General features: G+C 73.8%; 10 protein-coding genes and 1 tRNA gene. 6 read left to right on the forward strand and 5 right to left on the reverse strand.

Translation table 11 applies throughout. From position 1 onward, the window contains the following. Position 1: 1 nt before the first annotated feature. Entirely contained in the window at positions 2–3,697 is a 3,696-nt protein-coding gene (locus ACYVJ0_RS11110) for an AAA family ATPase (protein ID WP_460817865.1), read from the reverse strand. Between the two features lie 188 nt (positions 3,698–3,885). Between ACYVJ0_RS11110 and ACYVJ0_RS11115 the strand changes: the two genes are divergently transcribed. Further along, a complete protein-coding gene (locus ACYVJ0_RS11115) occupies positions 3,886–4,413 on the forward strand; it encodes a methylated-DNA--[protein]-cysteine S-methyltransferase (protein ID WP_460817867.1) in 528 nt (175 codons plus the stop codon). Continuing rightward, a complete protein-coding gene (locus ACYVJ0_RS11120; RefSeq protein WP_460817868.1) occupies positions 4,410–4,997 on the forward strand; it encodes a DNA-3-methyladenine glycosylase I in 588 nt (195 codons plus the stop codon). The genes ACYVJ0_RS11115 and ACYVJ0_RS11120 overlap by 4 nt, the downstream gene beginning before the upstream one ends. Before the next feature lie 124 nt (positions 4,998–5,121). On the opposite strand, the gene ACYVJ0_RS11125 is transcribed toward ACYVJ0_RS11120, so the two are convergent. Both ACYVJ0_RS11125 and ACYVJ0_RS11130 read right to left on the reverse strand, forming a co-directional pair. Beyond that, the gene (locus ACYVJ0_RS11125; RefSeq protein ID WP_449854792.1) at positions 5,122–6,729 is read right to left on the reverse strand and encodes a solute symporter family protein; all 1,608 of its coding nucleotides are present in this window, start codon (positions 6,727–6,729) and stop codon (positions 5,122–5,124) included. Beyond that, positions 6,726–7,070, reverse strand: coding sequence for a DUF485 domain-containing protein (locus ACYVJ0_RS11130; RefSeq protein ID WP_449854791.1), 345 nt, complete (start codon positions 7,068–7,070; stop codon positions 6,726–6,728). Before ACYVJ0_RS11130 ends, ACYVJ0_RS11125 begins: the two co-directional genes overlap by 4 nt. 199 nt (positions 7,071–7,269) lie before the next feature. Between ACYVJ0_RS11130 and ACYVJ0_RS11135 the strand changes: the two genes are divergently transcribed. From ACYVJ0_RS11135 to ACYVJ0_RS11150, 4 genes are all read left to right on the forward strand, one after another. Continuing rightward, on the forward strand, positions 7,270–8,130 hold the full coding sequence (locus ACYVJ0_RS11135) for a LuxR C-terminal-related transcriptional regulator (protein ID WP_460817871.1): 861 nt from the start codon (positions 7,270–7,272) through the stop codon (positions 8,128–8,130). A 137-nt stretch (positions 8,131–8,267) separates the two neighbouring features. Next, positions 8,268–8,612, forward strand: a complete 345-nt coding sequence (locus ACYVJ0_RS11140) for a histone-like nucleoid-structuring protein Lsr2 (RefSeq protein ID WP_449854789.1) — start codon at positions 8,268–8,270, stop codon at positions 8,610–8,612. Positions 8,613–8,708: 96 nt separating this feature from the next. Then, positions 8,709–8,781, forward strand: a tRNA-Arg gene (locus tag ACYVJ0_RS11145). Positions 8,782–8,799: 18 nt separating this feature from the next. Beyond that, the gene (locus tag ACYVJ0_RS11150) at positions 8,800–9,339 is read left to right on the forward strand and encodes a hypothetical protein (RefSeq protein ID WP_460817873.1); all 540 of its coding nucleotides are present in this window, start codon (positions 8,800–8,802) and stop codon (positions 9,337–9,339) included. Here ACYVJ0_RS11150 and ACYVJ0_RS11155 read toward each other — a convergent pair. Together ACYVJ0_RS11155 and ACYVJ0_RS11160 are read right to left on the reverse strand one after the other, a co-directional pair. Further along, positions 9,296–10,654 (reverse strand): M1 family metallopeptidase, encoded by a 1,359-nt coding sequence (locus ACYVJ0_RS11155; RefSeq protein WP_460817875.1) that lies wholly within the window; start codon positions 10,652–10,654, stop codon positions 9,296–9,298. The genes ACYVJ0_RS11150 and ACYVJ0_RS11155 overlap by 44 nt on opposite strands. Next, a complete protein-coding gene (locus ACYVJ0_RS11160) occupies positions 10,651–14,595 on the reverse strand; it encodes a Pls/PosA family non-ribosomal peptide synthetase (protein WP_460817877.1) in 3,945 nt (1,314 codons plus the stop codon). The genes ACYVJ0_RS11155 and ACYVJ0_RS11160 overlap by 4 nt, the downstream gene beginning before the upstream one ends. Positions 14,596–14,640 lie beyond the last annotated feature (45 nt).

Genomic DNA, 14,640 nt, shown 5'->3' on the forward strand with positions numbered 1-14,640 from the left:
CTCAGGATAGGTGGAGCGGCTGGGTGTCTTCCTCGGCCCTCGCGGTGTCCTGCGAGACTCCCAGCACGGCCGCGATGCGCGCCGCGACGGCCGCCGGGTCGCTGTACAGGTCGAAGGCGTGCACGCGCACGTAGTGCCAGCCGAGTCGCCGCAGCACGTGCGGCCGCAGGCGCAGCGACTCCCGCAGCGACTCGCCGCGCGACTCGGGGTCGGACTCCACGACCACGGCCTTGCCCCCGTGCTGGGCCACGAGCGGCAGCAGCCCCCGGTAGTCCACGTCGACCGCGACGCCCAGGCGCCGCAGCTCGCGGGCCAGGGCGAGGGTGAGCGGATCGGCGAGGTCCTCGAGGCGCGCCTCGCGGCCGCGCGTGGCGATCCCGCCCAGGATGCCCATGAACGTCGCCGCGCCGTGCTGCAGGCGCCCGTCGTCGAAGGACGAGGGGCGGATCGACGACACGATCACCATGGACCGGCGCGCGCGGGTCATCCCGATCGTGAGCAGGCGCTCGCCGTCGGGCGTGGACAGGTCGCCGAAGTCGCTGAGCACGCGGCCGTGCTTGGTGAGGCCGTAGCCGAGCGTGAGGATGACGCGGTCGCGGCTCTCGGCCGCCGCCTCCTCGAGCGTGAGCACGGCGAGCGGCTCGGCCGTGTCGCGCGAGACGAAGTCGGCCACGTCGCTGCGACCGGCGAATGCCTCGTTGATGGCCGCGCGCACCCGATCCGCGTGCCGCCGGCTGACGCTCACGACCATGAGCGACTCGTTCGGGCGGTTGACGGCGTGCTCCACGACGAGTGAGACGACGCGGTTCACCTCGGGATCCGGGCTCTCCACCGTCCCCGTCACGGGGTCGGGCGTGCCGTTGCCGCCCTCGACGTAGTCGACCGTGAGGCTGCCGCGGCCGAGGTACGAGCCCGCCCACGGCAGCGAGACGATCTCGCCCCCGTAGAACGCGTCGTTCACGAGCGCCGCCAGGTCCTCGCCGCCGGCGCGGTAGCTGCGCGTGAGCGTCTCGAGCGGCACGATCTCGGCGAGGCTCTCGAACAGGCTGGTGCCGTCGAACACCGCGCCGTCCTCGGCCTCGCCGCCCGTCTGCACGACGAAGGGGGTCGGGCGCTGCGTGACCGGATCGCCGAAGGCGACGACCTGGCGGGCGCGACGGATCGCGGGCGCCACCTCGGTCACGCTCACGGCGGCCGCGTCGGCGGCGATGACGGCGTCGAACGCCTCGCTGTCGGGGATCGAGGGGACCTCGTACGGCGAGGCGAGCCACACGGGCGCGAGCACGCGCATGAGCGTGGGGGCCTGGCGCAGCACGCTCTGGGCGTCGACCTCGCCGCGCATCAGCGCGCGCCGCAGCGCCGCCGACTCCTCGGGCTCGTCCACGATGCCGATCCGCCACTGCGCCGCGAGCTGCCACGCCAGCAGCGGGCCCGACGCGGCGGCATGCGCCTCGTCGACCAGGCGGAAGTCGCGCTCCAGCCGGTCGACGACCGAGGTGTTCGCGCCCAGCAGCGCGCGATCGCCCTGCAGCATGTGCTCGAGCGCCGACTGCCACCACGCGAACTCGAGCTCCTCGCCCACGCGCGCCTCGTCCACGTGCCGCACCGACAGCTCGGTCAGCAGGGGCTCGAGGCCGAGCGAGGCGAGCTTGGTGCGCAGCTCGGCGCGCTCCACGATGTTGTCGAACACCTGCGACTCCGCCGCGAGCCCGCCCAGGGTGCGCACGAGCCGCTGCACCGGCATCGCGGCCAGCCGCGTGCCGCGCCCGAGGGCCCGGTCGAGCTCCTCGAGGTCGGCGACGACGCGCTTCCACGCCTCGTGCACGTCGGCCAGGCCGATGGGGATCTCCGGCACCGTGCCCACGTCGACGAGGTGCTGCCACTGCGTGCGCTGGTGCTGGATGCGCACGAGGGCGGCGTGCATGTCGACCACGTGGCCGCCGGGGCGCACGTACTCGCGCGCGAGCTTCTTCAGCCGGCGGCGCGTGGCGGCCGGCATGTTCACCGAGTCGCGGCGGGGTCCGTGCGCCTTGATGAGCTCGCCGAGCGGGCGCTCGAAGACGGTGGGGCTGAAGCGGTCGAGCGAGTCGCGGATGCCGTGCAGCAGGCGCAGGTACTCCCCCAGCTCGTCGATCGTCGTGAACGGGCGCATGCGGGTCTGCGAGATGAGCTCGTAGCCGCGCTCGAGCAGCTGGGGCACGTCGACGCCCTGCAGCCGGCCCGCGAGCGCGTGCGCGTCCTTCGCCTCCTGCGTGGACGCGAACGTCACGCCGTACCACGGCGAGTCGTCCGGGCCCACCCGGAACTCCCCGAGCCGCGCCGCGAGCGCGAGGGTACGGGCCGCGTCCGTCCGATCGCCCGAGAGCCGCTCGAGGGTGCGCAGCCCCAGCCGCGCGCTCGTCGACGGCGGGTTCGGCAGCGACGCGAGCCTCGTGAGGGTGCGCGTGGCGTCGAGCGCCGAGACCCCGAGGGTCTGGTGGGGCCGCACCAGGGCGCGGCGGTAGTCGCGCAGCACCGTGCGCAGGCGCACGAGGGCGTCGTCGATGTCGGCGACCGTCGGCTGCTCGGCCTTCTCGTTGCGGCCGATGGCGCGGATCAGATCGCGGCGCAGCGACGAGGGCGACACGGCGAGCGCGTCGAGCCCGACCGCGGCGAGGCGATGGCGCACGCCGTCGAGGGTGGAGCGGCGCGGGCTGACGACGAGAACCCTCTTGCCGGCCCGCACGAGCGCGCCGACCGCGTTGATGACGGTCTGCGTGCCGCCCGTGCCCGGCAGCGTGTGCACGACGAGCGACTGGCCGGCCGCGATGCGCGCGAGCACGCGCTCCTGCTCGGCGTCGGCGTCGAGCAGCAGGGTGTCGGATGCCGGCGCCCGCTCGTCCGGGTGGGGCACGTGCGGCACGTCGCGCTGGCTGCGGAACGCCGCGAGCGCCTCGGAATGGCCCGAGAGCGCCTCGAGCACGGGATGGTCGAACGTCGTCAGGTCGCGCGCCATCGCTGCGCCGACGTCCGCGAACGTCGAGACGACGAGGCGGGGGCGCACCGTGAAGGTCTCGATGTGCGAGGTGGCCGAGCGCAGCCGGTCGATCACGGGTTGCGGCTTGAACACGCCCTCGGAGTGCGCCAGCGCCGCCAGCGCGGCGCCGTCCAGCTCGATGCCGAACTGCTCCCGCAGGGCGCGCACGAGCTCGGGGTTGACCGTGAACGCGCCGTGCAGCTTCAGCTCGAAGTCGGCGTGGTGGCGGCGGATCGCCAGCGGCCGCAGCAGCAGGGGCGCGTTGAACGTCTCGGAGCCGAGCCGCCAGGACGCCAGCCCCACGGCCAGCCGCACGGCGTCGAGCGCGCGTACCGTGCGCAGCTCGATGTGCTTGGCCGTGATGCGCTCGGCCGCGAGCCGCGCCGTGCGCAGCGCGACCTCGTCGCGGAAGAGGTTCGACAGCAGCGTCGATTTGCCCGTGATGAACTGCGGCAGGCTGCCGGGGTGCGCCTTCGTGATGTCGATGCCGGAGCCGGGGGCCTCGCGGTAGCTCAGCAGGGGCGAGGGCCCGCCCAGGTCGGCGGCCGCGAGGCGCAGCCGCTCGCGCTCGGCGTCGGCGGCGTGCACGACCTGCACCCCGGGCTCGGCGACGCCGAGGTCCGCGGGGGTGACGTCCGCGGCGGTGCGGACCGCCGCGGCGCTCGTCTTGGCTCGGAACACGCAGTCAGGCTACGCATCGGATGCCGGATCGACGTTGCGATCCGCGGAGTTTCGCGGTATTCCCGCTCCCGCGGGTGTCCGGGCACGACGCGGGCGCGGTTCGCTCACAGCCCGCGCGCCGGCGCGCGTCGTCCACATCCCGGGCCGCGGCCGTCCGCGGTGTCGGCGGCACGCGACAGGATGGACGCATGGACTTCCGATTCGGCACCGTCGACTGCCCGCTGGGCGTCGTGCTCGCGGTCGCCTCGGCCGAGGGGCTCGTGGCCGTGCGGGTCGCCGAGGACCCGGGGCACGCCCTCAGCGCGCTCGCGCACGCGCACCGCATCTCCCCCGATCCGTATCAGGCGGTCGTCGCCGACCTCGCACCGCAGCTCGACGCATACTTCCGCGGCCGGCTGCGGGCGTTCGAGCTGACGCTCGACTGGCGGCTCGTGTCGGGCTTCGCGCGCGAGGCCCTGCGCGCGGTGCGCGAGATCCCCTACGGCGAGACCGCCTCGTACGGCGAGGTCGCGGCGATGGCGGGTCGCCCGCGCGCCCATCGCGCCGTCGGCACGGCCTGCCGCGACACACCGTTCTCGCTCGTCGTGCCCGTGCACCGCGTCATCCGCGCGGACGGCACGCTCGGCGAATACGGCGGCCACCCGGAGCACAAGCGCTTCCTCGTGGCCCTCGAGCGCGGGGCCCTCTCGCCCGCGCCGGAGGGGGTGCCGAGGTGACGGATCTCGTGATCGGCGACGACGGCCTCGCCCGCCCCGCCTGGGCCTCGCGCGACCCGCTCCTGCGGGCCTATTACGACACGGAATGGGGCATGCCCGTGCGCGACGAGCGCGGGCTGTTCGAGCGGCTGAGCCTCGAGGCGTTCCAGTCGGGGCTGTCGTGGGCGACGATCCTGCGCAAGCGCGAGGCCTTCCGCGAGGCGTTCCGGCAGTTCGACCCCGACGCCGTGGCGGCGTTCGGAGAGGACGACGTCGAGCGGCTGCTGGCCGACGCCCGGATCGTCCGCAATCGCGCGAAGATCCTCGCGACGATCGGGAACGCCGCCGCCACCGTCGCGCTGCGCGAGGACGGCGGGCTCGTCGAGCTCATCTGGGGCCACCGGCCGGCCGAGACGCCGGCGCCCGCCACCCCGGCAGACATCCCCTCGTCCTCGCCCGAGTCCGTCGCGCTGTCGCGCGAGCTGAAGCGCCGCGGCTTCCGGTTCGTGGGTCCGACGACGATGTTCGCGCTCATGGAGGCCGTCGGCATCGTCGACACGCACCTGGTCGGCAGCCACCGGCGCGGCACGAGCGGCGTCTGGTGAGCGGGTCCGCGCGGTGTGCCCCGTCCTCACGCGCGAGCGGACCCCGCAGGTGCCGAAGGCCTGCCGGGCCCGCACGCGGCGGGGCCCCGCGAAGCGTCGCTCCGCGGGGCCCCGACCGCTGTGACTAGTGCTTCACCGCCTTCTCGGCGCCGTGGCCTGTGAGCGAGCGCACCTCCATCTCGGCGGCGATCCGCGGGTCCTCCGACCCCTTCGATGTGAGCGAGCCGATCCATCCCAGCAGGAACCCGACGGGGATCGAGACGATGCCCGGGTTGCTGAGCGGCCAGATCGCCACGCCCGTCTCGCCGAACACGCTCGTGGGCGTGCCCCAGAAGACCGGAGAGAGCACGATCAGGATGATCGCGGTGCCGAGGCCGCCGTACATGCTCCACACGGCGCCGCGGGTGGTGAAGCCGCGCCAGAAGAGCGAGTACAGGATGGTCGGCAGGTTCGCCGAGGCGGCGATCGCGAACGCGAGCGCCACGAGGAACGCCACGTTCTGCCCGAGCACCGCGATGCCGCCGACGATGGCGAGCACGCCGATCACGAGGATCGTGATGTTCGCCACCTTGCGCTCCTGGCCCTCCGTGGCCTTGCCGCGCTTGACGACGCCGTTGTAGATGTCGTGCGAGAACGACGCCGCCGCGGTGATCGTCAGGCCGGCGACGACCGCGAGGATCGTCGCGAACGCGACGGCCGAGATGATGCCCATGAGCACCGCGCCGCCGAGCGCCTGCGCCAGCAGAGGCGCGGCCGAGTTGACGCCGCCCGGCGAGCCGAGGATCGTCTCCTCGCCCACGAGCGCACCCGCGCCGTAGCCGAGCACGAGGGTGAGCAGGTAGAACAGGCCGATGAGCCAGATGGCCCACACCACCGAGCGACGCGCCTCCTTCGCCGTGGGCACCGTGTAGAAGCGCATCAGCACATGCGGCAGACCCGCCGTGCCGAGCACGAGCGCGAGGCCGAGCGAGAGGAAGTCGACCGGGTTGGTGTACTGCAGGCCCGGGTTCAGCGTCGCCTCGCCGTCCGGCGAGGCCGCGACGGCCGCCGACAGCAGGTCGTTGAAGTTGAACCCGTGGATCACGAGCACCCAGACGGTCATGAGGATGGCGCCGCCGATGAGCAGGAACGCCTTGACGATCTGCACCCAGGTGGTGCCCTTCATGCCGCCGATGAGCACGTACCCGACCATGAGCACGCCGACGACGCTCACGACGACCGCCGTGCCGATCTCGTCGTCGATGCCCAGCAGCAGCGAGACGAGCCCGCCGGCGCCGGCCATCTGCGCCAGCAGGTAGAAGAAGCACACGGTCAGCGTCGAGATCGCCGCCGCCATCCGCACCGGCCGCTGCTTGAGCCGGAACGACAGCACATCGGCCATCGTGAACTTGCCCGTGTTGCGCATCAGCTCGGCCACGAGCAGCAGGGCGACGAGCCAGGCGACGAGGAATCCGATCGAGTACAGGAATCCGTCGTAGCCGTTCACGGCGATGGCGCCGACGATTCCGAGGAACGAGGCCGCGGAGAGATAGTCGCCCGCGATCGCGAAGCCGTTCTGCGGGCCGGAGAAGGCGCGCCCGCCCGCATAGAAGTCCGCGGCCGTCTTGTTGTTCCGGGAGGCGCGGATGACGATGATCAGCGTCACCACGACGAACAGGCCGAAGATCGTGATGTTCAGGATCGGGTTGTTCTCGGCCGCCGCCGTTCCGGCGGCCGCGTGGACGACGTTCATGCGCGCGTCTCCTGCTTCTCGAGGTCCGCGCGAATGGCGGCGGACTGGGGGTCGAGCCGGCGGTTCGCGAACGACACGTAGGCCATGGTGATCGCGAATGTGGTGACGAACTGCCCGAGGCCGATGAGCAGGCCCACATTCACCTGGCCGAACACCTTGATCGCCATGAAGTCGGGCGCCCAACCGGCGAGCAGCACGTAGACGAAATACCAGATCAGGAAGAACGCCGCGAGCGGGAAGACGAAGCCGCGGTGGGCACGCTTCAGCTCCCGGAATCGCGGGGAATTCTCCTCCGCGATGTAATCGATGGTGCTCCTCGCACCGGTCGATGGTTCGGTCATGAGGCCTCCTTGCCACATGGTCGGGTGACGGCGCCGCGACTTTGCGTCGCCGACCGGCGCGCCGCAGGCATCGCCGATGGTAGCTTCGACGCTACGAACGCGGCGGCACGGCCGTCACCCCCGAAAGTCGGTACGCGGGAGCCCCCGCGCACACCGGACCGAGGACGCGGCGATGGCGCCGCGGAAGCGGAGGTCATTCGTGAGAACCGAGGCACCATCCCCGCGCGACCCGCTGCTGGAGCGAGCGGTGCGCGACCTCGCGCGCCGCACGCGCTTCCCCGTCGCGTTCGGCGGCCTCCTGCAGCACGATACGGCCGCGGTCGATGCGATCGTCGGCGCCCAGACCAACGCCCTCGACGGGCTGGCCGTGCGCGTGGAGCGCGGCCTCGGCGGGCGGGCGATGCGCGAGCTGCGCCCGCGGATGACGGGCGACTACGGCACGGCCACGCAGATCACGCACGACTACGATCGCTGGATCCTGGGCGAGGGGATCGGCACCCTGCTGGCGGTGCCCGTCGTCGTCGGCGGGCGGCCCCGCGGCGTGCTCTACGGTGGCGCCTGGGGCCGGTGGAACATCGGCGGCGTCGCCACGGCCCCGGCGATGCGCGTGGCCGAGGAGCTGGCGGCCGAGCTGCGCATCCGCGACGAGGTCGACCGCCGCCTGGCGCAGTCGGCGCCGCCGCCGCAGGCGCCCGCGCTCAGCGCCGCGCAGCAGGAGGAGCTGCGCGAGAGCTATGCCGAGCTGCGCCGCATCGCCGCCGATGTGCCCGATCCGCAGCTGCGGGCGCGGCTGGAGGATGTGGAGCGCCGACTCGCGGGCCTGTCGGGCGAGACCGCACCGCAGGCGAGCGCGCCGCAGTCGGGGGTGCGGCTGTCGCGACGGGAGACGGATGTGCTCGCCTGCGTGGCGCTGGGCGCGACGAACGCCGAGATCGCCGAAAGACTGGGCCTGCGCGAGGGCACCGTGAAGGCGTATCTCGGGTCGGCCATGTCCAAGCTCGACGCGTCGACGCGTCACGCCGCCGTCGCGAGGGCGAGGCGCACGGGCCTCCTCCCCTGAGACCCGCCACTACTCCCCTCACGAATGGGGATTTCCGCGAATTGATCGCGCATTCCTCCATCAGGGGAATTCCCTTTTCCGGCACGCCGGTATTCCGCGAGGTGGCGATTAGCACATCCGGTGTTATCCTCGGGCACATGGCTCGCAAAATCGTGCATCAGCTCGTCGACGATATCGACGGAACCGTTCTCGAACCCGGAGAGGGCGAGACCGTGCTTTTCGCTCTGGACGGAAAGAGCTACGAGATCGACCTGACCGAGGCGAATGCCGCGACGCTGCGTGACGCGCTCGCACCGTACATCTCGGCCGGTCGCCGCGCGGGCGGCGGCTCGTCCTCCGGACCGAAGCAGCAGCAGCGCCGCCGTGGCGGGCAGAAGGACTACGGCCCCATTCGCGAATGGGCCAAGGCCAATGGCTACACCGTCTCCGAGCGCGGCCGCGTGCCGGCCTCGGTGCTCGAGGCCTACGAGGCCGCGAACTGATCGCACCGGCAGACGCGCAAAGGCCGGGCGGATCCCTCCGCCCGGCCTTTGTCGCATCCCTGAGGCGGCGCGCGGCGGGTTAGGCTGGACACCGACGCCCCTGTAGCTCAGTGGATAGAGCGTCGGTTTCCTAAACCGTGCGTCGCTGGTTCGAGTCCAGTCAGGGGCACAGGCGAGCGAGGAGCGAATGCACCGCATCGGGCCGGCTCTCGTGGACTTCGCGGCGATCGGTCCCGATCGCTCGGCCGCGGCGGACGCCCTCCTCGCGTCTCTCGTCTCGGCGCTCGCCCCCTGGTCCGGCACGCGCATCGCGCGGCGCTGCCCGCGCTGCGGCGGCGCGGATCACGGCGCCCCGGTGGCGCTCGAGGCCCCGGTCGCGCTGAGCGCGGCCTACGCGGGCGGTTTCGTCGTCGCCGCCGCGGCGCCCACCCGCGAGGCGGAGGCCATCGGCGTCGACGTCGAACGCGGCGAACCCGGCACGGTCCTCTCGGACCTCGCGAACCTCCTCGATCCCCCACCGACACTGCGGGGATGGACGCGGATCGAGGCGGCGCTGAAGGCCGACGGCCGCGGGCTGCGCGTGCCGCCGGGCGACGTGCGGATCCGCGGCGAGCGCGCGCGGATCCCCGGCCGGGACGGGCCGATCGCGTTGCACGACGTGCCGGCGCCCGACGGATTCGTCGTCAGTCTCGCGATCGCGGCGCGCCCGTCTCGAGCGCGTCGCTGAGCACGGCCGGGCGCACGCGCGGCCCCGGCGGCAGCACGGGCAGCGCGGCGTCGTCGAGCCAGGGGCCGAGCACCTGCGCCGCCGCGTCGCCCGCCCGCTCGCGGCACAGCGCCACGAAGTGCGAGGTCTTGGCCGTGCCGCCGCGGTGGGCGGCGGCCCAGTCGCGCAGGATCCCGAAGAACGTCTCGTCGCCGGCGGTCAGGCGCAGCGCGTGCAGGGCGAGCGCGCCCCGCTTGTACACGCGGTCGTCGAACATCCGGTCCGCCCCGGGATCGGCGAGCACGAGATCCTGCGGCCGCCCCGCCAGATCGGCCCGATACCCGAGGGCGAGGGCGTGCGCCGTGGGGCCGCCCGAGCGCTCCGCCCAGATCCACTCGGCGTAGCAGGCGAAGCCCTCGTTCAGCCAGATGTCGCGCCAGCGCGCCACGCCCACGCTGTTGCCGAACCACTGGTGCGCCAGCTCGTGCGCGATGAGCCGCTCGAGGCCGCCGCAGCCGTCGATGTGGTTGGCGCCGAACACCGCCATGCCCTGCGACTCGAGCGGGATCTCCAGCTCGTCCTCCGTCACGACCACCGTGTAGCCCGGCAGCGGGTAGGGACCGAACGCCTCCTCGAAGACCGCCATCATGCGCGGCAGATCGGCGAAATCGGCCTCGACGCGCGCCTCGATCGCGCGCGGGTAGGCGAGCGCGCCCGGCACGCCGCCGAGGGCCACCTCGCGCCGCGTGTAGCGCCCGATCTGCAGCGAGACGAGGTAGGTCGCGGTCGGCACGTCGAGGTCGAAGGTCCATCGGCGGCGGCCCCGCGCGGGCTCGACGGTGCCCGGCACGCCCGAGACGACCGCGTAGTCGGCGTCGGTCGTGATCTCGATTCGGTACGTGGCCTTGTCGCGCGGCAGGTCGTTGCACGGGAACCAGGTCGGTGCCCCCGTGGGCTGCGATGCGACGAGCACGCCGTCCTCGAGCTCCTCCCAGCCGAGCGTGCCCCACCGGGTGCCGCGCGGTCGCGGCGAGCCGGCGTACGTCACGGTGAGGGTGAACGACTCGCCCTCCTCGAGGAAGCGTCCGAACGTGAACCGCGTGCGCGTGGCCGACTGCCGGAACGACACGTCGAGGCCGCGCACCGTGCGCACCTTCTTGACCTGCAGCCCGACGAGATCGAGCGCGACCGACTTCGTGCGCTCGCGCACGCGGCCCGTGATCGTCGCCGTGCCGCTGAGGCGGTTCGTGCCGACCTTGTAGTCGAGCGCGAGGTCGTAGTGCTCCACCCGCACGTTCGGGTCGCCGCTGTTCGGCGTGTAGGCATCGGGCTTCATGCGCGCTCCGCCGGCTGGTACCGGCGCGCCCTCACGGCGCGCCACGGGCCGATGGGATTGCCGCTCCAGCGGCTGCCCGCCGGCACCGACTCGCCGCGCATCACGAGCGAGGCGGGCCCGACCGTCGCGGCCTGCGCGATCGTGGCCGCCGGCAGGATCACGCTGTGCGGTCCCAGCGTCGCCCCGGCCTCGAGGGTGACGGTGTCGGTGCTCATCACCCGATCGTGGAACAGATGCGTCTGCACGACGCAGCCGCGGTTCACGGTGGCGCCGTCGCCCAGGCGCACGAGATCGGGCTCGGGCAGCCAGTAGCTCTCGGTCCACACCCCACGCCCGATGCGCGCGCCGAGCGAGCGCAGCCACACGGCGAGCGCCGGCGTGCCCGCCGCCGCGTTGGCGAACCACGGCGCCGCGAGCATCTCGGTGAACGTGTCGGAGACCTCCGTGCGCCACACGAAGCTCGACCACAGCGGATGCTCCCCCGCCCGGATCGTGCCCACGAGCGCCCACTTCGCCGCGGTCGTGACGGCCGCGGCCACCGCGCCCGCCGCCAGCAGCACCACGCCGGACAGCAGCAGCGCGGGCACGAGGCCGAGCGCCTCGATGAGCCACGCGAGAGCGAGCAGCACGCCGAGTCCCAGCGCGCACGTCACGACGACGGGCACGAACCGGCACAGCTCCCACAGTGCCCGCGCCACGCGCAGCGAGGGGCGCGGGCGGTAGGTGCGCTCCAGGTCGGCCTCGTTCACGACGCGGCGCAGCCGCACGGCGGGCGAGCCCAGCCACGACGAGCCGGCCTTCGCCTTGAGCGGTGCGACCGACAGCACGGCCACGAGCGCGTTCTTCGGCACCCGGTGGCCGGCGCCGGCGAGGCCGGAGTTGCCCAGGAAGGCGCGCTTGCCGATCCGCGCCGCCGCGATGCGCATCCAGCCGCCGCGCAGCTCGTAGGTCGCGACCATCGTGTCGTCGGCGAGGAACGCCCCGTCGTCGATCGTGGTCATCGACGGCAGCAGCAGCACGGTGGACGCCTCCACCTCGCGGCCGACCTTCGCGCCGAGCAGCCGCAGCCAGATCGGGGTGAACAGGCTCGAGTAGATCGGGAAGAGCATCGTGCGCGCCGAATCCAGCAGGCGCTCGATCGTCCACGCCTGCCACGCGATGCGACCCCGCACCGGGTGCACGCCCTCCACGAGCCCGATGGACAGCATCCGCACGAGCGCCAGCACGAGCCCCGCGAAGACGAGGCCGGCGACGATCACGGCGGGCACCAGCCAGGCGAGCAGCCCGGGCACGGCGGCGCCGAGCGAGTCGGCGCCGCGCACACCCGCCGCGAGGACGAGCCCGCCGGCGGCCATCGCCGCGAAGGGGAGCAGCGCGAGCACGATCGACGACGCGGCGTACGCCCACAGCCAGCGGCGCGGCGCGGCGGGGCGGCCGACGGCGAGCGGGGCCGAGGCGCCGCCCACGCGCACGGCGGGCGACCCGGCCCACCGCTGCCCGGCCTTCACGCGGCCGAACACCGCCGAGCCCGGGGCGACCTCGGCGCCGCGGCCGATGCGGGTGCCGGGGGCGAGGGTGCTGCGGGAGCCGACGGTCGCGTCCGCGCCGATCCGGATCTCGCCGATCCGCACCGTGTCGCCGTCGATCCAGTACCCGCTGAGGTCGACCTCGGGCTCGATCGCCGCCCCGGCGCCCACGCGCAGCATGCCCGTGACGGGCGGCATGGTGTGCAGGTCGACGCCCTCGCCGATCCGCGCGCCGAGCGCGCGGGCGTAGTACGTCACCCACGGCGCGCCCGCCATGCCGACCGCGTCGATCTGGTGCGCGATCTGCTCCGCCAGCCACAGCCGCAGGTGCACGGCACCGCCGCGGGGGTAGTCGCCGGGGCGCAGGCCCGTGAGCAGCAGCCGGGCGGCGAGCGCCGCGATGGCCATGCGCCCGAACGGCGTCGCGAACACGACGATGCCGAGCAGGATCGTCCACCACGGCGCGTCCGGCAGGAACGCGAAGCCGGGCGCGAGCTGCAGGATCCACGACGCCGCGAGGAGCCACACGATCCAGCGCGCCCCGCCGAGGGCGAGCAGCGGCGCGCCGAGCAGCGTCTGCACCCACTGCATCCGCCGCGGCGTGGGCGCCGCCGCCGGCACGGGCGGGCGGTCCGGATCGTCGTCCGTGGCGTCGGCCTCGACCGCGGCGGCCATCTGCCCCAGGCGCGGCAGGTCGTACACGTCGGCCATCGTGAACTCGGGCGCCCTCGCGCGGATGCGCGAGACGAGCTGGGCCGCGGCGAGCGATCCGCCGCCGAGCTGGAAGAAGTCGGCCTTCTCGTCGGCCGGCCGGATGCCGATCACGCCCAGCCACTGCTCGGCGAGCCACGCGGCCGTGCCGGAGAGGCGCGAGTCGGCGGGATCGCCGCCGTCGAGCGGCCACGGCAGCGCGGCCTTGTCGACCTTGCCGGAGGTGCGCACCGGCAGCTCGTCCATGACGGCGAGCAGCGGGATGAGCGGCGCCGGCAGGGTCTCGGCCAGCTCGGCGCGCGCCGTCTGCCGGTCGAACCCGGCGTCGGGAACGACGTAGCCGACGAGCAGGGGCACGCCGCCCTCCGACCGCTGCACCGCGACGGTGGCCGCGGAGACGGCGGTGAGCGCCTGCAGCGCCGCCTCCACCTCGCCGAGCTCGATCCGCCGCCCGCCGATCTTCACCTGGTCGTCGGCCCGTCCCTGGAAGACGAGCCCCGCGGCGTCCGCGCGCACGAGGTCGCCGGATCGGTACGCCCGCTCCCAGCCCAGCCGCGGCATCGGCGCGTACTTCTCCGCATCCTTCGCGGGGTCGAGATAGCGGGCCAGTCCCACGCCGCCGATGATGAGCTCGCCGACCTCGCCCTCCGCGACCGGCGCGCCCTCGCCGTCCACGACCGCGAGCGCCCAGCCGTCCAGCGGCAGGCCGATCCGCACGGGCTCGCCCGCCCGGAGCGCGTCGCCGTCCATGCGCGCCGCGCACGCGACGACGGTGGCCTCGGTCGGCCCGTAGGTGTTCCAGACCTCGCGCTCCTCGCTCGCGAGGCGTGCGGCCAGCTCGGCCGGCAGCGCCTCGCCCCCGAAGATCAGCAGCCGGAGGTTCTCGATCGCGTCCTGTGGCCACAGCGACGCGAGCGTGGGGACCGTCGAGACCACGGTGATCCCGTGCCCCACGAGCCACGGGCCGAGGTCCTCGCCCGAGCGGACGAGGGCTCGCGGCGCGGGCACGAGGCACGCGCCGTGGCGCCACGCGAGCCACATCTCCTCGCACGACGCGTCGAAGGCGACCGAGAGGCCGGCGAGCACGCGGTCGCCGGGTCCGAGCGGCGCGTCCTGCAGGAACAGCCGCGCCTCGGCGTCGACGAAGGCAGCGGCCGAGCGATGCGTCACCGCCACGCCCTTCGGCACGCCCGTGGAGCCGGAGGTGAAGATGATCCACGCGTCGTCGCCGGGACCTGGCGGCGGCACGAGGGGCAGCGCGTTCGTCGCGGGATGCGGGTCGTCGCCGTCGAACAGCGGGGCCGGCCGCGCGTCGACCGCGGCGTAGCCGCCCGGCGCGACGACGCCGCGGACCCCCGCCTCGCCGAAGACGAGATCGGCCCGCTCCTGCGGATCGTCGGCGTCGACGGGCACGTACGCCGCCCCGGCGGCGAGGATCCCGAGGATCGCGATGTAGAGCTCGCGGTCGCCCGACGGCATCCGGACGCCCACCCGGTCGCCGCGCCCCACACCCTGCTCGTGCAGCCGGGCGGCCGTGCGCCAGACGAGCGCAAGCAGCTCGCGGTAGCTCAGCGCGCCGACCTCGTCCTCGAGCGCCGATGCGTCGGGGTGGCGGGCCGTGGTCTCCGTGAGGATGTCGATCAGCGTCCGCTCGTCCGGCGCGAGCGCGCCGCGGTCGAAGGGGCCGGGGTCGTCGATGCTCAAGGGATCCGGCCTCACTCGTTCTCGTCCGCGGGGGCGCCCGCACGG

It is taken from the genome of Microbacterium petrolearium, from assembly GCF_054782875.1.